Origin of the sequence: Domibacillus iocasae, from assembly GCF_001750285.1 — a bacterium.
GTDB lineage: Bacteria > Bacillota > Bacilli > Bacillales > Domibacillaceae > Domibacillus > Domibacillus iocasae.
Genome location: NZ_MAMP01000022.1, coordinates 467,391 through 486,891 on the forward strand (window position 1 = coordinate 467,391; position 19,501 = coordinate 486,891).

Consider the following 19,501-nt stretch of genomic DNA (forward strand, 5'->3'; position numbering starts at 1 on the left):
GTTTTTTTATTCAGCAGGAGTGGTTTCCACATCAGGCGCTGGTTCACGTGTCCCATTGCCTTGTGTTGTTCCATTTCCATTTGCATTTCCATTTGCATTTCCATTTGCATTTCCATTTGCATTTCCATTCGCATTTCCATTTGCATTTCCATTCGTACCGGTAGTGTCCTCTGCAGGTACTTCTGTATCAGGCTGCTCGGGTTCTGTATCAGGCTGCTCCGGTGTTTCCGGTTCCGGCTCTGGTTCCGGTGTTTCTGGTTCCGGCTGCGGTGTTTCTGGTTCCGGCTCCGGCTCTGGTGTTTCCGGCTCCGGTTCAGGTTCTGCTGTTTCACCGCCAGGAATAGTTACAGAGGTAGAAGCGGAATCGACGTTTTGGCCGTCTACAATGGCTGTCACTGTAATGGAATACGTCTGGCCAGGCTGGCCGCCGCCAAAGACGGTAGAAAAGCCGCCAATCGACTGCGTTTCTACTCCGTTTGAGACACTAAATGATGGGCTGCCTTCACCGCTATATCCCCACGAAACGGACATATTGCCGCTTGCATCAGCAGTGGCGGATAAACTAGTTACTTCACCACCCGATGTTTCTTCTTCTACTGGTTCTTCCTCTTCAGGCTCTTCCTCTTCTTCTGGTTCTTCCACAGGAGCTGCCCGTCTCGGCTGTTCGCCCTGTATAAACAATTCATATGTTTTATCGCTGTCAGCGACGCCGCTTCCAGCGACAACTGCCGGGTTGGAACCTTTGATGATCGGGAGTTCAATGACGCTGTCCGGCTTTTCAAAATCCGGTGTGTCGATGTCTTGTGATACTTCTGTCATTAATTGCTTAAAGAGTTCTTTCGCAATTTGCTGGCTTTCTTTTGATAAATATTCTGTTCGGCTTTCGTATCCCGTCCAAATCGCTGCCGTGTAATTTGTTGTGTAACCGACAAACCATGCATCTGGTGACGCACTGGATGGGAAATCGTACTGTGCAAGCTCATCATCTGTATAGTTGGTTGTTCCTGTTTTGCCGGCCATATGAAGCGAAGGGATATTCGCCGCAGTACCTGTTCCGTAATCAACCACACTTTTCAGCATATCTGTTACCATATAAGCGGTGTAATCATTCATCGCAGGCTCTGATGTTACATCATTTTCAACAGACGTGCCATCTGCCAGTGTTACTTTTGTGACGGTATGCGGCTCATTATAAATACCACCGTTTCCAAACGCGGCATAAGCACCCGCCATCTGGAGCGGTGAAATACCTTCATCACCGTCCATAGATCCAATTCCATACGATTCATATTCGTTTTCTAGTTTAATGCCGAGCTTGCCGGCAAATTCATACGCGTCGTCAAAGCCGACTTCCTGAAAGGTTCGGACGGCCGGTGTATTTTTCGAACGGGCAAGCGCGTCACGCATCGACATCATGCCGGCATAAGATCCGCCGGCATTTCCGACAGATTGACCGCCAGAGTATTGAAGCGGGCTGTCTTCTACCTGTTCATAAGTCGACCATTTTAAATACTCAATGGCCGGCCCGTAATCTAATATCGGCTTGATCGTAGAACCTGGCTGGCGTTTAATATCGGTTGCATAGTTTAAGCCGCGCTCTACTTCCTGGTTGCGTCCGCCGCCTATCGCCCGGATTTCCCCAGTTTGTGTATCAGTCAGTGCAATACCTGCTTGGAGCAGCTCACTCGGATAATCTACATATTCATCGCTGTTCAGCAGCTTATACATGTATTCCTGCGCTTCTTTATCCAGTGTTGTTTCAATCGTTAACCCATCTGTATACGGGTTGTAGCCCATTGCTTCTACTTCTTCAATAACAAGGTCGACAAATGCGTTATATTCTGGGTCAACGCCGGATTTGCTGACAGGCTCGTCCACAAGATAATCCGTAATGTTCTGGGCCTGCGCTTCCTCCATCTCAGAAGCGGAAATTTTGTCATGCTGATTCATGAGGGAGAGAACAACATCTTTCCGCTTTTCGGCATTTTCGGGATGAGTAAATGCGTTGTAATTATTCGGGCTTTGCGGCATACCTGCAAGATAAGCGGCTTCTGAAACAGACAACTCACTTAATTCTTTGCCGAAATAATAATCCGCCGCTGCTTTAACGCCGTTAATTCCACCAGACATAAAGATTTTGTTTACGTACATTTCAAAAATTTCTTCTTTGGAATATTCCTGCTCCAGCTTATAAGCAAGATACGCTTCCTGGGCTTTCCGTTTTAATGTTTTATCCGGAGATAAAAACGAAAGCTTAACGACCTGCTGTGTGATCGTACTCGCTCCTTGAGAGCCGAAACCGTCCGTAACGTTTTTCACAACCGCTCCGGCAAGGCGGACCGGGTCAATTCCTTTATGCTCGAAAAAGCGGCTGTCTTCTGTCGCAATAAAAGCGTCGCGGACAAGAACAGGAATGTCTTCATACTGAACATAATCCCGGCGCTCTGCACCGATATTTGTCAGCAGCGTACCATCATCGTAATTAATTTTTGACGAAATCGGATCATTTAACAGCGCTTCGTCAATTTCAGGTGTATCTTTCACATAATAAGCAAATAAACCGGCGCCGCCGATTAAAACGAGCAGGGCGATTAAAAACAGCCCGAGGATAATTCGTTTTACGATGGATTGTTTTTTACTTTTTGGCGCTTTGGCGGTTTTTGGTGCTTTAGATTTTCTTAGAGGGCGGACCGGCTTTTTCTTTTGCTGGTTCCGCTTTTCGGTTCTCGATTTGTATTCGTCAGACATTTGTTATTTTTCCTCACTTTCAAAATTAAAAGTATACGGCATCCACTGCATTTAAAAACGGAATGCGCGGAGAGAGGCCCAGTTTAAGTGCTGCACTGCAGTCAGCGAGTTCCGCTTTTGTGATTGATTTGCGGCCGCCATCATGCATACGTTCCCAAAAGCGATTCAATGCATAAAACGGTAAAAAAAACAGCTCGTCCGTTTTTGAAAACCGAATAATAACGAACGCAATGCCGCCATGCTCGCCGACTTGTTTCATATGTGCAATTTGATGGGCATGAAAATTTTTCAGCGGAAACGACGTCGTGTTGTTCGTTTCTTTTGCTTCAAAATCAATATACTTTCCTTTATATACCCCGTTGTAATCCGTTGTAGAGGCCTGTCTGAAATACGCTTCTTTAATAACAGCTGCACTTCTCGCCGGGTAATCCACCCGGACGATTTGAACAGGCACGGGTTTTTTATGAATGACTGCTAGATTTCGGCTTAAATAGTACGCATTCGTTTCATTAATGTCATCTTCGAGCGTCATGCCGCGGTTTGAAAACACTGAATCTTTTTTCGGCTGTGTCGATTCGGACTTATGCACCGGCTGCGTATATTGTTTTCCATTCGGATAGCGGATCGCCATCTTTTTCCCTCCTCTTGAATCCAATCAATATCATACCACATGAGCGGCCAAATCGCCTGTTTTAAAAGACATATTGCTTTGTGCCTTTTAAAAAGGACGGTGATTGAAAAAAAGTAGTCTATCAGCTACTATATTTATGATAAGATATATGATGTAAATAAAGCAGGTGAGCCGTTGTGTGCAAAGAAAAAGAAGAGATTGCTATTCTTCAAGAAGAAAACCGGTTATTGAAAGAAGAGCTTGCAGTGTATAAACAAATGGTGCAGGATATTTCAGCACCTATTATTCCATCGATTATTCCAGAAACGATTTTAGTGCCGATTACGGGGAAGTTATCGCATGACCGCTTTGAGGCGATCATCTCCTCACTTTTGAATGCTTGTTATGGGAATGAGGTCCAAACGGTTATTATTGACTTTACAGCCATTTCTAAAAAAGAAATTGGCGAAACCGCTGTACTTGGCCAATCAATTGATCATTTGGTCAACTCATTGAATTTGATGGGGGCAGAGACGTTTTTAGTCGGATTCACACCGGATTTCACACAAGAGTTAATGCGAAGCGGCATGCGCATTCGGTCAGATTTAAATACGTTCTTGACGTTTCGAAGTGCCCTGCAGTATTTAATGAAGAAAAAAGGAATAACATTCGCATAATTTGTCGCATACCCACTTTCTTTGCCAGCTGGACACTAGTTTTGTCAAGCCGGCAGGACATTCATGCTGCCTGGCGAAATTTCTTAGTTAATACGGCAAAGGGGTGACGTTAATGACGAAAGAAGAGTGGTTGGAGCGGTTAGCCGAATTGGAAAAAGATACTTTGGAGCTTGAGCACCGGTTGAAAATGAGAGTAGCGGATGAGCGAAGCAGCAAAATCGCGGGCTTTCGAATTCGTTCAGAACGCGTTCATAATCGCCTGCTTCTCGTCGAAGAAGGAGCACGCTTTTTATGTGGGGAGAATTCAATGCCGCTTAAGAAGGCTGCCGGTTCTATTTGAAATGAGGGTTAATACGTGTCTTTACGGAATCAGACAGCTACACTGCGTGAGTTAATTATACGGGCAAAAACAATTTATAAAGAACACCGCGAATCAAAAGAAGAAGCAGATTTTTTTGGGACGGTAAAGCCATTTGCGGACGAAATGGATGCCGCAGCAGACCTGTGGGAGCAAGAAGCTCTTTTATTTTTACAGGAGCATCCGCAAAAATACGTGCATGCCGCGCAAATTGTTCAGGCGGCGGACAATGCGCGAAGGGTTGGGGCATACGCCCACTTTTTTGATACAGGAAAAGCGAAATTTATTCAATCAGCCGATTCAGCTTTATACGTGCTTGAATCGTTAGACAATTGCATAGAGGAATAAAGGACGCGTCAATGCGTTCTTTTTTTTGCTTTTAAAAAGATCGTTTGTTCGATAGAATAGAAGGTAAGAATAAGTGAATCCGCATCGTGCGGGTCTTGACGAGAGAGGTGTAAATGATGTGGAAAAAAACACTTTCAGATATTATCACAGAGCTTCGCGCGGATGAGAATGTCATTCATTGGCATGAGCTGGAGCCAGTAGAAGCGAAAACGTGTCCGATGCCGGCCTTCATTGACGAACGGCTTCGATTGGCCTTGGAAGCGCGTCGTGTCCGCCATTTATATACGCATCAATATTCCGCGTTTGAAGCGGTGCAAAATGGAGAAAACATTGTCGCGGTCACGCCGACCGCTTCAGGTAAGACACTCTGCTACAATTTGCCTGTCCTGCAAAAAATTGCAGAAGATGAGACGAGCCGTGCTCTTTATTTATTTCCGACAAAAGCACTTGCGCAAGATCAAAAAAGTGAATTAAATGAAATCATTGCGGAAATGGGCGCTGATATTAAAAGTTTTACATATGACGGAGATACGTCGCCGGCAATCAGGCAAAAAGTGCGCCAGGCAGGGCACATCGTCATGACTAACCCGGATATGCTTCATTCCGCCATTTTGCCTAATCATACGAAATGGGTCAGCTTGTTTGAAAACTTACAATATATTGTGGTCGACGAACTGCATACGTACCGCGGTGTCTTTGGGAGCCATGTGGCGAATGTGATTCGTCGTTTAAAGAGAATTTGCTCATTTTATGGAAGCAGTCCGCAATTTATCTGCACATCGGCAACAATCGCCAATCCGAAAGAGCTGGCGGAACAATTAACCGGCAGCCCGGTGCGCTTGATCGATAATAACGGAGCACCGCGCGGGCGGAAGCATTTTGTTTTTTACAATCCGCCTGTTGTAAACGAACCGCTCAACATTCGCAGGAGCGCAACCGTTGAGGTCAATCGGCTGGCGCGCGAATTTTTAAAAAATCAAATTCAAACCATTATTTTCGCCAGAAGCCGGGTCCGGGTGGAAATCATTCTGAGCCATATTCAAGAGCTTGTGAAACGAGACATTGGGCCAAAAACGATTCGCGGCTACCGGGGCGGCTACTTGCCGAAAGAACGGCGCACTATTGAAAAAGGACTGCGCGACGGGGATATTTTAGGGGTGGTCAGCACGAATGCACTCGAACTTGGGGTTGATATCGGCCAGCTGCAAGTGTGTGTTATGACCGGTTATCCGGGCAGCGTCGCAAGCACATGGCAGCAGGCTGGCCGGGCCGGCCGGCGGCATGGAGAGGCGGTGATTATTATGGTCGCGAGTTCCACTCCGATTGATCAGTACGTTGTCCAAAACCCGGATTACTTTTTTGAACGAAATCCAGAATCTGCCCGTATTAACCCTGAAAATTTAATTATTTTGGTTGATCATATAAAGTGCGCAGCCTATGAACTGCCGTTTCGGGTAGACGAATCATTCGGGCCGATGGATGTCACGGATGTACTTGAATACTTGCGGGAGGAGCGTGTTCTTCATTACAATGGGGGCAAATACCACTGGTCGCATGAGTCGTTTCCTGCAGCAAACATCAGCCTTCGTTCCGCCACGCAGGAAAATGTCGTCATTGTCGACCAATCAGAAACAGCCAATGTGAAAATTATTGGCGAGATGGACCGGCTCAGTGCGATGACACTTTTGCATGATGAAGCAATTTATTTGCATGAGGGTGTTCAATTTCAAGTTGAAAAACTTGACTGGGATCATAAAAAGGCATATGTCCGCCAAGTGGATGTAGAGTACTATACCGATGCAAATTTGGCAGTTGGGCTAAAAGTGCTGGAAGTGGACCGTACAAAAGAAAAATCGTCATCTGCTGTTCATTACGGTGATGTGACGGTGAATATTTTGCCGACCATATTTAAAAAAATTAAAATGACCACGTTTGAGAACATTGGGTCCGGACCGATTACGCTGCCGGAAGAAGAAATTCACACAAATGCTGTTTGGCTGGAACTGAATATTGAAAAACCGGAAAAGTCATTGGAGCATCTGCTTATGGGCATTGCCAGCGTTTTGCATCATATTGTCCCGATCCATACAATGTGTGATAAAAGCGACATTCATGTGGTGTCACAAATTAAAGCGGCACATACAGGGCTTCCGACGATTTTTTTATATGACCATTATCCAGGAGGTATCGGTCTTGCGGAAGATGTGTTCAAGCGGTTTGATGAAGTGAAAGAAGCCGCGAAAGATCTGATTGGAAAATGCCCGTGCCAGAATGGCTGCCCATCGTGTGTCGGCATGGGGTTTGATGGCATGGACGTGAAAAGAAAAAGCATGGAATTGCTCGACCAGTTTTAAGGGGTGGCAAAGATGAGCATGGCAAAGAAGCTGCAGCGACTGAAAAAGCACATTGTGCGTGAGGAGCCGTCTGCATTGAAACCGGAACCGCCGAAAGGCATCCGTTTTTGGGACGTATGGGAATCCGCTGGAGCAGAACTGTTTGAATTTGAAGGCGAATACTGCATTACGCGCGAAACGAATTATGCTATTGGACAGGCACACGGTCTTTATACATTCGAAGATGCGCAAAAAACGATTGGCCAATGGGCATCATTTAATGGGCATCATCCATTGTCCGCGAAAGGGTTTCAGTCGTCGGATTTGTTCTTTTTTGATATTGAAACAACGGGATTGAGCGGCACCGGAAGTGTTATTTTCCTGCTCGGTACGGCAAGAATTCATGAAAATCAAGTAACAGTAAAACAGTATTTTCTGCCATCACCCGGCAATGAAACGGCGCTTTACGCGAAGTTTTTACAGGAAACAGATTATTCAACGCTTGTCACATACAATGGAAAATCGTTTGATTGGCCGCAAGTAAAGTCACGCCATACCTTTGTGCGTGATAAAGTGCCAGCACTGCCGGCTTTTGGCCATTTCGATCTATATCATGCATCCCGGCGGCTTTTTAAACATACAATGGAATCGGTCAAGCTCGTCAACGTAGAAAAAGAACATCTGGGGCTTGAGCGGGTAGATGACGTGCCCGGGCACCTTGCGCCGATCATTTATTTTGATTTCGTCGAGCGAGGCGATCCTGAAGGCGTGCTGCAGGTAATGAAGCATAACGAGCGCGATATTTTAAGCTTGATTACCCTTTATACGCATATCAGCCGGCTTGTGCTTGACGAAAGCGCGTTGAGTGATGATCAAACAGCCCTTGAAGTAGGGAAGTGGTTTGAAGCGTCGGGCAACAGCGTGGCCGCAAAAGAAGCGTTTGAAAAGTCGACTGAAAGCAGACAGGAAGAAGTGGCACTTGATGCAGCATTTCGGCTCGCGCTGCAGTTCAAGCGGGAGCAGTCTTTTGAAGCAGCTGTGCCATTATTTAATCGTGTGCGCGAGGCAGAAGGAGCCCGGTCGATTGAAGCGGCCATTGAACTGGCCAAAGTGTATGAACATAAATGGAAGAATATCCCGCAAGCATTACGAGAAACCGAATGGGCGCTTGAGCAGAAGCTAGAAAAAGAAGCGGTAAAACGTGCATTAGAACAACGTTTGCATCGTCTCGAAAAAAAGTTGTCGAAATAACCCGAAAATAGTCGTCATGTAGTTGTAACTTTTTTGAAAACAACGTAAAATAATAAATAACTAGTTTTAGATAGACTATAAATATGGGGTGAATGACAGGGTGTATCGTGCGATTTTATTTTTATTTTTCGTGGTTGTCGGCTTAACTGCATTCGTATTAACTAATTTAAAAGATAGTTTCTATGCTTTTCTGTAAGAAGGAAAAAGTCCGTCTGCGGCCTGCTTTCCAATTGACAAACGACCCTGTTTTTGAAACAATTAATGAAGATAGGCAGGACTCGATGAAGGTGGTGTGCAACAATGTTGACGGATAAAATCAAATTAACGGGAAAAGATATTCTTGAAAAAGAATTTAAAACATCCATGCGTGGATACAGTCCCGATGAAGTGGATCAATTTTTAGACCTTGTCATAAAAGACTATGAAGTATTTCAGCAGGCGATTGAAGAATTGCAGCAGGAAAATTTGCGCCTGAAAAAAGAAAACAGTACGATTTCGGCCCGGAAACCTCTTCCGGAAGCACCGATCCGCCAGCAGCAGCCGGCTCCCGGTTCGACCAATTTTGATATTTTAAAGCGGTTATCGAACTTAGAACGCCATGTTTTTGGCGATCGTCTTCACAACGAATAATTTCCCATTGCGAAATCAAGCTGTTTCTTTTATAATTAAGAAACGATAATGAATAGCGTTCGGGTAATCGCTGCAGCTCTTGAAGCTGGAGAGGAAAGTCCATGCTCACACAGTGCTGTGATGCCTGTAGTGATCGCGCCTGGCAAAACCATAAGCCAGGGCAGCAATTTATTGCTGACGGCAGGGAAAGCACCTACGTCTTTTGATATGGTGTGAATACTTTGAAAGTGCCACAGTGACGTAGCTTTGCCAGAAATGGCGAAGGTGGAACGAGGTAAACCCCGTGAGTGAGCAACCCAAATTTTGGTAGGGGCACTTTCCGGACGGAACTGAACAGATGGAAAGGCGGAACATATATATAGGTGTTTCGCAGATAGATGATTGCCGCCGGAGTACGAGGCCATACCCTGGCCGCCTGCAGTACGATGGAACAAAACATGGCTTACAGAACGTTATTCAGGGTTTAATTCAAACGAAAAAGCTCTCCTTTACAGGGGAGCTTTTGTTCTATTTGACAGAACTGATTTCTTAATGAAAATGATCAATAAACAAGTAAGTGACGTGATTGTCGAACATAATGTAAGGGAATTGTTTTTTTAATCCCATTCTGTTCTTAAAACAGATTAATTTTTATCCGAAGAACGGACAAATGAACCGAAATGAAAAGAGGTTATCCATGTATACATTGATCGCGACAGCTGCGATGGGTCTAGAAGCAATCGTAGCAAAAGAAGTAAAGGATCTCGGATATGAGCCCCGTACAGAAAATGGGAAAGTGTATTTTGAAGGCGACGCTTTGGCTATCGCCCGCTGCAATATGTGGCTGCGAACCGCAGACCGTGTCAAAGTCGTAGTAGCGGAATTTTATGCAAAAACGTTTGATGAGCTCTTCGAAAAAACAAAAGCGCTGCGGTGGGAAGATTATTTGCCGAAAGATGCTTCTTTTCCGGTACAGGGGAAATCGGTTAAATCAACGCTGTTTAGTGTATCAGACTGCCAGGCCATTGTGAAAAAAGCCATTGTCGAACGCTTGAAATCGGCGTATCATGTTGAGGCGTGGCTTGCGGAAACAGGTGCCCGTTTTCCGCTCGAAGTAGCCATTTTAAAAGACAAAGTGACGCTGACGATTGATGCGAGCGGTGCTGGGCTTCATAAGCGCGGCTACCGGACGGGACAAGGAGAAGCGCCATTGAAAGAAACGTTAGCGGCGGCACTTGTTAAGCTGACAAACTGGCATCCGGATAAACCGTTTATGGATCCATTCGCCGGCTCTGGTACGATTCCGATTGAAGCGGCATTAATTGGTCAAAATATCGCGCCGGGCTTTAACCGCGAATTTGTGTCTGAACAGTGGAACTGGATTGATGAACGCGTATGGGACGAGGCACGTATAGAAGCGGAAGACAAAGCAAACTATGATCAGCCGCTTGATATCGAAGGACTTGACATTGACCCGAACATGGCAGGTATCGCAAAAGCAAATGCGTTTGAAGCAGGGCTCGGCGACCTGATTCAATTTCGGACAGGAGACGCAACGGCGTTTCAAACGGACAAAGAATATGGTGTCATTGTCGGCAACCCGCCATACGGCGAGCGTCTCAGCGACCGCCCTGGCGTCGAAAAGCTGTATGCGGATTTAGGATATGCATTTAAGAAACTGGATACGTGGTCCATTTATATCTTGACGTCTCACGAAGAATTTGAAGAAGTATATGGTCGTCCGGCGACGAAAAAACGAAAGCTGTTTAATGGCTTTATCCGCTGCGACTACTACCAATACTGGGGCAAACGCCCGCCCCGCCGCGAAGCTGATTGAGTGGACACAATAAAGAAAAGCCTTTGACGTTAAGTGTCAAAGGCTTTTTTGTTACCACATATCCTTCGCTATTATAATGACTATCAATTAAACATATTCACTCATATAATCGCGGGGATTGGCCTGCAAGTTTCTACCGGAACACCGTAAATGATCCGACTATGAGTGAACAAGAGAACGGATTTTTTCTGTTCGCGCTTGAAGGCATTGTTCATTCTTTTTTGAACGCTATGCTATCAGGCTTTTTTGTGCTTGAAGACGAATCAGCACAGGGTCGGTTGTGACAATTATTGGTTTGACACTCATTCCGCTAGCTTATGAACAACAGGGGAGGCGGACAAGGAAGCCAGGACTTTGGCTCTGCTCAAAATGTGACGCTCGCGTTTGCAACACTAGCGATTATTATTGTGATGTACCGATTTTTTGATGGGTTTGCCCGCTCTATTTTGGTGTTGCTGGGTTTATTGATCGGAATATACGTATTTATTTTCTTGCGGTGTCTTTCAAAGGGACCGTTAAAAATGATTGATAGTATATCCGATGAATTACAAAAATCATAATGTGCAAAATTCAATAATTTACCCAACTAAGATCTGCAGTTAATCGTCACGTCCGCACCCTCGAAGAAAGTAGGCTTTCTGCCGCCTGGAAGTGCAAGTTGATCCGTTTACTTGAAATAACCCACTCTATCATTCGGGAGGCAAGAGTTGACTTTGGAGTGAAGAAGCCTGATACAATCGATGTATGGTTTGCGTTAATGGGTATCGTTAATTTGCTGCCGACCAAGTGCAGCAGACGGTTAATTTCGTACAGATCCTGCCCGTAAATGAAAAAGGGGAGCATGAAATCAATGTCGCTCCTAAGACTAATATTGTTATTAGTACTAATACGTTTGAGGCTTCGCATGCCGTCCATTTTATCGTCGGATTAAAGAAAGCGTTATTTCGTCAACAATCGAAGGAGACTAAGCGCTTGTCAGCCGTTTATTTGGCGTCATAAAGCCCATTCTACCTGCTGAGACGAGCATGCTGAGCATCTATTAGTCTTATGTAGTATATGTTTCCGTCTTAGAAAGGTTAAAAAAAGGCAGCTACCGGCTGAAGTAGCTGCTTCCAATAGTTACCCATTAAAAATGAAACAAACATGCCATTGCCTAATCAATTGATGTGCAACTGGCTCGCTTTAGTACGGTCCCCATTGTTAAGGGCACCGACCAAGCAAACCGCTGAAGCGTGAAAGGAGCGCCATTTCAACGATTGAGAACTCCAGGAGGGGATCGCTGAAATGATGCCTGATCGTTTAAATTAGTATTTGTAGAATGAAGCACCAACAATGATTAAAAGAATGAACAGCACTACAATCAGCACAAAGCTGCCACCGTAACCATCGCCTCCGTAACCGCCTTGGTAACCACCCATATCATTTCACCTCCTCTACAGAAAAGCAGCGAAGCAATTATATAAATCAATGTCTATTAATTGATCTATAATAATTGTTCTATGTTACAGGGTATGAACAGAGGAACGTATTGGATTGAGCGTTTGTCTCTTTTGATAATCTTTTTTTGAAAGAGATTAATAAGGGTGATACGCAATGGAATTCGTCAATTCACTGCAAATAAGCGCGGTATGCCAGCCGTATTGTGATTCGTTGGACTTTAGACTTTATTGCATATTACACTTGCATGGTGTTATGGATGAAGGCTACTACACCACGGTGGGGAAATTATGTGAACTCCGCTAATCTACGAGACCTTGGTCAACCGTGGCGCGGGTTCACCGTACGTTTCCATCATTCTTCGTGATATTTTAAGAATATCAAACGTAAGAAGGAGCAAATCGCCGTGGGTAAGAAAAAGAAACCGGAGACACTCGAGGAAAAACCTGTGCAGAAAAAGAAAGAGAAAAGTTTGATGATACGTTCTACACATTACGTATGAAACAATTTAAATGATGCCTTTCACAATTGGGCAAAGGCGCATAAAAAAGGCTACGGAAGTTCCGCAGCAGAAAGATATGGGTGAATAATGCAGCCGAGATGACCACTGGTTAATTATTACCTGTTGCGGCATAAAATAAACAATAAACCACACGTAAAAAAGCCACGGGGGTTCCGCAGCGATAAAAGAGCTGTGTGAGTGATAAAAATGACATCTGTTAAACATTACCCGCTATGACGAAAACATAAACCAAGATTCTATAAATTTCAAAGTAAGAATTTTTGTTCAACTTATAATGAATAAGATGATAATTACTCAGGCTTCATAATAGAAAGGAGCAGCTCTATTTTCTAGAGGTGCTTATTTAGTTCTAATGACTTAGTAAAAAGTGCTGACATAAGGTGGATTTTCTTGTAAAATAAGAGGAAAGACACGGGGGTGCCAAAATGGGCAATGTACAACAAGATCAGAACAGCATCGTAAAGGAAGTATTAAACTGTACGGTTGATGCTATGAAAGCCATTATTCCAGTAGAATTAACCGTCGGCCGGCCGACGCTCTTAAATGGTTCATTTGATCACCATGAGATTGGCGTATTCATTGGGATCACCGGCGACTTGCCAGGCCGCATTATTTTAGATGGATCAGAAGAAGCTTTTGCGAGCCTCGGAACAAAAATGTTTGGTATGCCTATTGAAGGAGCAATGGTGGAATCCTTTGCCGGAGAAGTTGTCAATATGATTGCCGGTAATATGGGGGTCGCGTTATCTGCCAAGGGAATAACGATTGATATTACGCCGCCGACCATTATTGTCGGCAATTCAAAAATTTCAGGATTCAAACAGGCGGTTGAACTGCCGCTTTCCTTTGAAGGTGCAGGGGAATATCGGCTTGTGCTGAACATTGACAAAGGTGCTTAATAAAAGCGCCTTTTTTTGTTGTATTCTTTTTGGAAAAATGGTACGATACCGTTGAGGATGAAAATTATTATCAATTACGAAAGAAGGCGTTTTGTATGGTTTGGTTATTTGTTGCGGCAACGGTGGTCACGTATGGCGGCGTCATGAAATATGTGCTTGATCGTACAGCAAATAGAAACAAAACGCTTGTCTTAAAAAAATAAGGACTCAAGGGTACAGAGAACCGGAATTTTTCCGCGCCGCTGTATCCTTTTTTATTGGCTCAAAATCGTATACAATAAGAAGGAAATGTTTTGAATTAAAAGGGGATGGCATATATGGAAACGCAAACAGCCGAGCGGACGCTTCAAGTGATCCGTTCTCGGACCGCCGTGTTATACGAGCAATTTATACATAATGGAGACACAGAACGAGCTGAAAAAGCGGCCTTGTTTCTTCGCAAGCTGCATGAGAATGAATTTATCGTCGCGTTTTGCGGTCATTTTTCGGCAGGAAAATCGACGATGATTAATGAACTGACGGGCGAATCTCTTCTGCCGTCAAGTCCGATTCCGACGAGCGCGAATGTGGTGAAAATTAAACCAGCTGAGGAAGACTTTGCAAAAATTCACTACCACCATGGACGGCCGCTTCTGTTTAAAGCACCTTATGAAATGGACCATGTGAAAAAGTTTGCAAAAGATGGCGATGAAGTGGCCTCCATTGAAATTGGTCACTCGAGCTCAAATCTGCCGCCGGATGTGACCGTTATGGATACGCCGGGAGTTGATTCCACCGATGATGCGCACCGGATCTCCACAGAATCCGCGCTGCATTTAGCAGATATGGTGTTTTACGTGATGGATTACAACCACGTTCAGTCCGAGCTCAATTTTATTTATACGAAAGAGCTTTTGTCCCATGGCGCAAAGTTGTTCTTAATTATTAATCAAGTCGATAAGCATAAAGATGAAGAGTTGTCATTTGACGCATTCCGTCAGTCGGTACAAGAGTCATTTGCAACGTGGAACGTCGAGCCGGAAGCCTTTTATTTTACGAGTCTGCGCAATCGTGATTTGCCTTATAACGATTTTGAGGAAGTAAAAGAGCTTATTCATGACAGCATGAAAAACCGTGACCTTTTATCCGAGCAGTCGGCGGAAACGATGATGAACCGGCTTGTGCATGAGCATATGGAGTGGCTTGCCGGGCAGCAAAAAGAAACGATGGAGCCGCTCGAAGCCATCATCGCTGAAGCGGGCGCTTTGTCTATTGAAGAAAAAGAAGAAGCACTCCGGTCTGAAATGAACAAGCGGGATGCGTCTGTTTGGCTGAAGCAGTTCGATGAGAAGCGTGATGATGTGCTGAAAAATGCCATCTTAATGCCGGCAGCAACACGCGAATTGGCGCGCAGCTATTTGGAATCCACCCGTCCCGATTTTAAAGTCGGGATGCTGTTTGCCAAAAAGAAAACAGAAGAAGAGCGAGAATATCGTCTGCAAACGTTTGTGGCGGATTTAACAAAGCAGACAGAAGCACAGCTCGGATGGGCCATTCGCCAAATGAGCGCAGCTTGGATGAAGGAAAGCGGTCTTGATGACCCGGCACTTGCCTTAAAAGCGGAAGAGTTAACGGTACCGGTTGATGCGTCCGTTGTAAAAGAAGCGGTGAAGCCAGGGGCTGGCGTAACGGGTGATGCCGTACTAAACTATGCCGAAGATGTGGCATCGCTTATTAAAAAGCGGGCACGTACACAGTCGGACCTTTGGAAGGAAGAAGCGGGCTCTGTTTTGCGGAATCAATTTGAAGGAGAGTTCGCGCTTTTTGAAGCCGATCATAAAGTGTGGGCGAAGCGGCTGCAGGCGAAGCAGGAGATTGACATGCTGCGGGAGAAGCGCATCTTGCGTGAGCAGACGCTTCGGGCTATTTTATCGGAAGCCGACCCGGTGCTGCCGCGCTTGATGCAGGTTCTTGAAGAAAAATGGCAGGCAGAAGACGGGGAATCTGTTTTATATGATGGGGTGGAACAATGGGCGGCTGCAGCGCGGGAGACAACCGACATGCCTTTAGAAGCCCCTGCTTTGCCGGAAGCATCCGGAGACGTGCAGTCAGCAGTACAAAGGCTTCGTCTCATGGCAGATCGTCTTGGTCAGGTGCCCGGCTTTGCTCGTTTTGTGGAAGGCGCTATTCAAAAAGCGTCAAGGCTTGAAAATAGGACGTATACAATTGCCCTGTTCGGTGCTTTTTCAGCCGGTAAATCATCATTTGCAAACGCACTGCTCGGTGAAAAGGTGCTGCCGGTATCCCCTAATCCGACCACAGCGGCGGTCAACCGGATTCATCCGGTAAACGAGGAACATGAACATCGTACCGCTGACGTTCATTTAAAGCCACGTTCCGTCATGCTGGCAGATGTCAACGCTTCACTAGGATTGTTTAACCGGAGTGCCGCTTCTCTTGAAGATGCTTACAAGCTGATTCCGGATGTTCTTGCCGCAAATGAAGGAGAAGGAAAAGAAAAAATCCACCTTTCTTTTTTGCGTGCGTTCCATACGGGATTCCACGACTATCAGTCTGAGCCTTTTGAAACGCTGACGGTCGATTTAGAGGCGTTTAAGCAGTTCGTGGCGGATGAAACGAAAAGCTGCTTTGTTGACTCTATTGATCTCTATTATGACTGTGACTTTACCCGTCTCGGCATTACACTAGTCGATACGCCGGGAGCGGATTCGATCAATGCACGCCATACGGGTGTGGCGTTTGAATACATTAAAAATGCGGATGCGATTTTGTTTGTCACGTATTACAACCATGCGTTCTCCAAAGCGGACCGGGAATTTTTAATTCAGCTCGGCCGTGTGAAAGACGCATTTGAACTCGATAAAATGTTTTTCATTATCAACGCAATCGACCTGGCGGCAGACGAGCAGGAAGTACAGGACGTAAAAGAATATGTGCGCGAGCAGCTGCTGCAATACGGCATTCGGTTTCCGCGTTTGCACGGTGTCTCAAGCATGCTTGCTGTTGAGGAAGCGATGCGGGGTGAGTGGTATCATCCAAAGTCCGGCATGAAGCAGTTCAAAGAGCCTTTTCGCTCGTTTTTATCCAGCGATTTAGCTCATATGGCGGTTCAATCGGCGGAAGCGGAAGCAGAACGCGGTGTAAATCAGCTGGAAAAACTGATTACAGCAGCGAAAGAAAGCATTCATCAAGGCGAACAGAAAAAAGCAGAACTTTTGGACAAAAAAAGCCGGATCATGGCGGTTATTGAGATGGAACAAACAGATTTGGAGAAAAAACGGATGGCCCAAGAACTTGATGAACTCGTTCATTATGTGAAACAGCGTGTGTTTTACCGTTTTTCTGACTTTTTCAAGGAGTCGTTCAATCCGGCGACATTAAGCGGGCGTACCGATGTGAAGCCGGCCCTTCAAAAAGCGCTTCAGGAGCTTTTGCAGGCCGTTGGCTATGATTTGGCACAGGAAATGCGGGCAACGTCTATTCGCGTCGAAAATCACGGCCGGGTGCTTCTTCAAGACAAGCAGTCGCGTTTTGAACATAAAGCAGCCATGATTGAACCGGAACTGCTGCTGTCTGGAGCGGAAACAGGAAAGCTTATTGTGCCTGACTTTGAGACGGCGTTTCAAGACGCGGCGCCGGAAGCTTTTTCCGCGACACTTGCGCTGTTTAAAAATGCCAAGGCTTTCTTTGAAAAAAATGAAAAACAAGTGATGATGCAAAAGCTGCAGGAACAAATAGAACAAATGGCAGACGCTTATTTAGCCCAACAAAAAGAAGCACTTATCCAGAATGCGTACCGCTTTATTGAAAATGGGACAGAAGAAGTGAAAAAAGCCGCCGTTCTTGACGTAAACGAGCAATTTGACGCATGGCTTCTCGTCTTTGAACAAAATGGAAATATTCGGGAGTGGGAGCTGATTCTTCGTGACATCTCCTAACTCGCGCTTTCACGCGTGTGCAACGTGCCGTCATTTCCAGGCGGTTAAACTGCCGCAAAAGATGGTATATACATGCCGCCGGCTCGGGTTCGAAACGAACCCGGGCTACCGGTTTGACTGCTGGAACCCGAAAGAGCATGTGAAAAAATTGATGGAAAAGGAGCGATTCGATGATCGTCACAACGGATTGGCTGAGTGAGAACATAAAACAAGTCGTTATTTTTGACTGCCGGTTTAATTTGACGGACCCCGCTCAAGGTGCCGCTTTATATGAACAGGGTCATATTCCAGGTGCTTATTATGCGCATTTGGATCATCAATTATCCGGGGAAAAAGGTCAAGGCGGCGGACGGCATCCGCTGCCCGACATGAACGTGTTTGGAGCGTTTATGGAAAGGTGCGGCGTATCGGATGACACGAAGGTAGTCGCTTATGATGATGGTGCTTCGATGTTTGCCGGACGGCTTTGGTGGCTTTTGACGTATGCTGGGCATAAAAATGTCTTTATTTTAGATGGGGGTTTTTCTGCGTGGACGCAAGAAGGTTTGCCGGTTACAGCAGAAAGGCCGGAACGACGGACAGGCGAATTAACGCTTCATCTTCAGCACAGCATGATTGCGACAGTGGATGAAGTAGCAGCCGGAAACGGATTGTTAATTGATTCGCGCGCGCCCGAGCGTTATTTAGGAGAAACCGAGCCGCTTGACCGTGTGCCGGGCCACATTCCCGGTGCAATCAATCGATTTTTTGCCGAAGCGATGGAAAACGGAAAATGGAAGCCGGCCTCTGAACAGAAAAAGCGCTTTGCCGGCATCCAAGCCGATGAACCGGTTATTGTATACTGCGGGTCCGGTGTGTCCGCCACGCCAAACATTATTGCACTCAAACAAGCGGGCTACAGCAATGTAAAATTATATCCGGGAAGCTACAGCGATTGGTCAAGTGACGAGTCGCGCCCAATTGAAACAGAAAGGCAGGATCTTGATGATCAATGAAAAGTTATTGCTCGTGGACGGAATGGCGCTCCTGTTCCGTTCTTTTTTTCAAACCGCCCCAAGCGGCCGGTTTATGATTAATGAACAAGGGGTGCCGACAAATGCCGTACAAGGGCTGATCCGCCATTTATTTGCGGCAGCGGACCAAATTCAGCCGACACATATCACCGTCTGCTGGGATATGGGAAAAGATACGTTCCGAACCGACATGTTTGATTCGTATAAAGCACATCGCCCGGCGCCGCCGGTTGAGCTTGTGCCACAGTTTGATTTGGCCCAGGAAGCGACGGCCGCGTTTTCTCTTCATAACGCAGGCGTAAAAAATTATGAAGCAGACGATTGTATCGGTACCATTTCAAAATGGACAAAAGGCGTGGAAACATACATTTTAACGGGCGATCGGGACTTATTGCAGCTGTTGAACGGCCATAATTTTGTTTGGCTTTTGCAGACGGGCTATGGCAATTGGAAAGCATACGACGCAGCCTTGTTTCGTGAAGAATATGGAATTGAACCTGAGCAATTTCATTATGTAAAAGCGCTGATGGGCGATGCTGCGGATGGGTATCCTGGAGTAAAAGGCATTGGGGAAAAAACAGCGCTCAAGTTGATTCGCGAGTTTGGAACGACAGATGGCGTGCTGGATGGGCTGGAGCAATTAACACCATCTGTTCAAAAAAAGCTGATTGATGGAGAAGAGATGCTCCGGATGTCGGAGAAATTGGCGGAAATTCATTGTGACGTGCCGCTTGACTGGACGATGGAACAAGCGATGTTTACCGGGGCAAATGAACGGGCGCTTTCTTTTATTGAAAAAAACGGCATGATCGGTTTGTCACGATTTGTCCGTCATACAGGTTATGTCGAAGTGGATCCTTTTGGTCTGGACTAGGATGAAATAACTAGTTTTTACTAGCAGTAAAAGACAAATTATGTAA

At 45.6% G+C, this 19,501-nt stretch carries 16 protein-coding genes, 1 other RNA gene, 1 pseudogene and 1 riboswitch; of the genes and pseudogenes, 15 read left to right on the forward strand and 3 right to left on the reverse strand.

Features of this window, described 5'->3' with window-relative positions; translation table 11 throughout:
• Positions 1 to 6 precede the first annotated feature (6 nt).
• Positions 7 to 2,748: a transglycosylase domain-containing protein gene (locus tag BA724_RS13185; protein ID WP_069939107.1), complete on the reverse strand. Its 2,742-nt coding sequence runs from the start codon at positions 2,746 to 2,748 to the stop codon at positions 7 to 9.
• A 25-nt stretch (positions 2,749 to 2,773) separates the two neighbouring features.
• Positions 2,774 to 3,379, reverse strand: coding sequence for a Holliday junction resolvase RecU (gene recU, locus BA724_RS13190; RefSeq protein WP_069939108.1), 606 nt, complete (start codon positions 3,377 to 3,379; stop codon positions 2,774 to 2,776).
• Between the two features lie 176 nt (positions 3,380 to 3,555).
• Between recU and BA724_RS13195 the strand changes: the two genes are divergently transcribed.
• From BA724_RS13195 to BA724_RS18650, 10 genes and pseudogenes are all read left to right on the forward strand, one after another.
• The gene (locus tag BA724_RS13195; protein ID WP_083256226.1) at positions 3,556 to 4,035 is read left to right on the forward strand and encodes an STAS domain-containing protein; all 480 of its coding nucleotides are present in this window, start codon (positions 3,556 to 3,558) and stop codon (positions 4,033 to 4,035) included.
• Positions 4,036 to 4,147: 112 nt separating this feature from the next.
• Positions 4,148 to 4,375, forward strand: a complete 228-nt coding sequence (locus BA724_RS13200) for a hypothetical protein (protein WP_069939109.1) — start codon at positions 4,148 to 4,150, stop codon at positions 4,373 to 4,375.
• 15 nt (positions 4,376 to 4,390) lie between these two features.
• A complete protein-coding gene (locus tag BA724_RS13205) occupies positions 4,391 to 4,741 on the forward strand; it encodes a DUF1798 family protein (RefSeq protein WP_069939110.1) in 351 nt (116 codons plus the stop codon).
• Positions 4,742 to 4,857: 116 nt separating this feature from the next.
• The gene (locus BA724_RS13210) at positions 4,858 to 7,095 is read left to right on the forward strand and encodes a DEAD/DEAH box helicase (RefSeq protein ID WP_069939111.1); all 2,238 of its coding nucleotides are present in this window, start codon (positions 4,858 to 4,860) and stop codon (positions 7,093 to 7,095) included.
• Between the two features lie 12 nt (positions 7,096 to 7,107).
• The gene (locus BA724_RS13215; protein WP_069939112.1) at positions 7,108 to 8,325 is read left to right on the forward strand and encodes a ribonuclease H-like domain-containing protein; all 1,218 of its coding nucleotides are present in this window, start codon (positions 7,108 to 7,110) and stop codon (positions 8,323 to 8,325) included.
• A 300-nt stretch (positions 8,326 to 8,625) separates the two neighbouring features.
• Positions 8,626 to 8,955, forward strand: coding sequence for a cell division regulator GpsB (gene gpsB / locus BA724_RS13220; protein WP_069939113.1), 330 nt, complete (start codon positions 8,626 to 8,628; stop codon positions 8,953 to 8,955).
• Between the two features lie 55 nt (positions 8,956 to 9,010).
• An RNA gene (gene rnpB / locus BA724_RS13225) (RNase P RNA component class B) lies at positions 9,011 to 9,405 on the forward strand.
• 199 nt (positions 9,406 to 9,604) lie between these two features.
• Entirely contained in the window at positions 9,605 to 10,771 is a 1,167-nt protein-coding gene (locus tag BA724_RS13230) for a THUMP domain-containing class I SAM-dependent RNA methyltransferase (RefSeq protein WP_069939114.1), read from the forward strand.
• An 81-nt stretch (positions 10,772 to 10,852) separates the two neighbouring features.
• Positions 10,853 to 10,953, forward strand: a riboswitch (purine riboswitch).
• Between the two features lie 80 nt (positions 10,954 to 11,033).
• Positions 11,034 to 11,265: pseudogene (locus tag BA724_RS18315) on the forward strand (solute carrier family 23 protein); the annotation flags it as partial.
• A 164-nt stretch (positions 11,266 to 11,429) separates the two neighbouring features.
• Complete coding sequence (locus tag BA724_RS18650; protein ID WP_169818551.1) at positions 11,430 to 11,597, forward strand: hypothetical protein; 168 nt, start codon at positions 11,430 to 11,432, stop codon at positions 11,595 to 11,597.
• Between the two features lie 478 nt (positions 11,598 to 12,075).
• On the opposite strand, the gene BA724_RS13240 is transcribed toward BA724_RS18650, so the two are convergent.
• Positions 12,076 to 12,189, reverse strand: a complete 114-nt coding sequence (locus tag BA724_RS13240; protein ID WP_069939116.1) for a YjcZ family sporulation protein — start codon at positions 12,187 to 12,189, stop codon at positions 12,076 to 12,078.
• A gap of 967 nt (positions 12,190 to 13,156) precedes the next feature.
• On the opposite strand from BA724_RS13240, the gene BA724_RS13245 reads away from it, so the two are divergent.
• The 5 genes from BA724_RS13245 to BA724_RS13265 all read left to right on the forward strand — a co-directional run bounded on the left by BA724_RS13245 (position 13,157) and on the right by BA724_RS13265 (position 19,455).
• Positions 13,157 to 13,630 (forward strand): chemotaxis protein CheX, encoded by a 474-nt coding sequence (locus tag BA724_RS13245; protein WP_069939117.1) that lies wholly within the window; start codon positions 13,157 to 13,159, stop codon positions 13,628 to 13,630.
• Positions 13,631 to 13,947: 317 nt separating this feature from the next.
• On the forward strand, positions 13,948 to 17,568 hold the full coding sequence (locus BA724_RS13250) for a dynamin family protein (RefSeq protein WP_083256227.1): 3,621 nt from the start codon (positions 13,948 to 13,950) through the stop codon (positions 17,566 to 17,568).
• Positions 17,555 to 17,767: a hypothetical protein gene (locus BA724_RS13255; protein ID WP_069939119.1), complete on the forward strand. Its 213-nt coding sequence runs from the start codon at positions 17,555 to 17,557 to the stop codon at positions 17,765 to 17,767. The genes BA724_RS13250 and BA724_RS13255 overlap by 14 nt, the downstream gene beginning before the upstream one ends.
• The gene (locus BA724_RS13260; protein ID WP_069939120.1) at positions 17,739 to 18,563 is read left to right on the forward strand and encodes a sulfurtransferase; all 825 of its coding nucleotides are present in this window, start codon (positions 17,739 to 17,741) and stop codon (positions 18,561 to 18,563) included. The genes BA724_RS13255 and BA724_RS13260 overlap by 29 nt, the downstream gene beginning before the upstream one ends.
• Positions 18,553 to 19,455, forward strand: a complete 903-nt coding sequence (locus BA724_RS13265; protein WP_069939121.1) for a 5'-3' exonuclease — start codon at positions 18,553 to 18,555, stop codon at positions 19,453 to 19,455. The genes BA724_RS13260 and BA724_RS13265 overlap by 11 nt, the downstream gene beginning before the upstream one ends.
• Positions 19,456 to 19,501 lie beyond the last annotated feature (46 nt).

Excerpts from the sequence above, each read along its gene's own strand:
- BA724_RS13210 (WP_069939111.1), top strand. The coding sequence starts at position 4,858 with ATGTGGAAAAAAACACTTTCAGATATTATCACAGAGCTTCGCGCGGAT.
- BA724_RS13265 (WP_069939121.1), top strand. The coding sequence starts at position 18,553 with ATGATCAATGAAAAGTTATTGCTCGTGGACGGAATGGCGCTCCTGTTC.
- BA724_RS13245 (WP_069939117.1), top strand. The coding sequence starts at position 13,157 with ATGGGCAATGTACAACAAGATCAGAACAGCATCGTAAAGGAAGTATTA.
- BA724_RS13215 (WP_069939112.1), top strand. The coding sequence starts at position 7,108 with ATGAGCATGGCAAAGAAGCTGCAGCGACTGAAAAAGCACATTGTGCGT.
- BA724_RS13260 (WP_069939120.1), top strand. The coding sequence starts at position 17,739 with ATGATCGTCACAACGGATTGGCTGAGTGAGAACATAAAACAAGTCGTT.
- BA724_RS13250 (WP_083256227.1), top strand. The coding sequence starts at position 13,948 with ATGGAAACGCAAACAGCCGAGCGGACGCTTCAAGTGATCCGTTCTCGG.
- BA724_RS13240 (WP_069939116.1), bottom strand. The coding sequence starts at position 12,189 with ATGGGTGGTTACCAAGGCGGTTACGGAGGCGATGGTTACGGTGGCAGC.
- BA724_RS13185 (WP_069939107.1), bottom strand. The coding sequence starts at position 2,748 with ATGTCTGACGAATACAAATCGAGAACCGAAAAGCGGAACCAGCAAAAG.
- recU (WP_069939108.1), bottom strand. The coding sequence starts at position 3,379 with ATGGCGATCCGCTATCCGAATGGAAAACAATATACGCAGCCGGTGCAT.
- gpsB (WP_069939113.1), top strand. The coding sequence starts at position 8,626 with ATGTTGACGGATAAAATCAAATTAACGGGAAAAGATATTCTTGAAAAA.
- BA724_RS13200 (WP_069939109.1), top strand. The coding sequence starts at position 4,148 with ATGACGAAAGAAGAGTGGTTGGAGCGGTTAGCCGAATTGGAAAAAGAT.
- BA724_RS13230 (WP_069939114.1), top strand. The coding sequence starts at position 9,605 with ATGAACCGAAATGAAAAGAGGTTATCCATGTATACATTGATCGCGACA.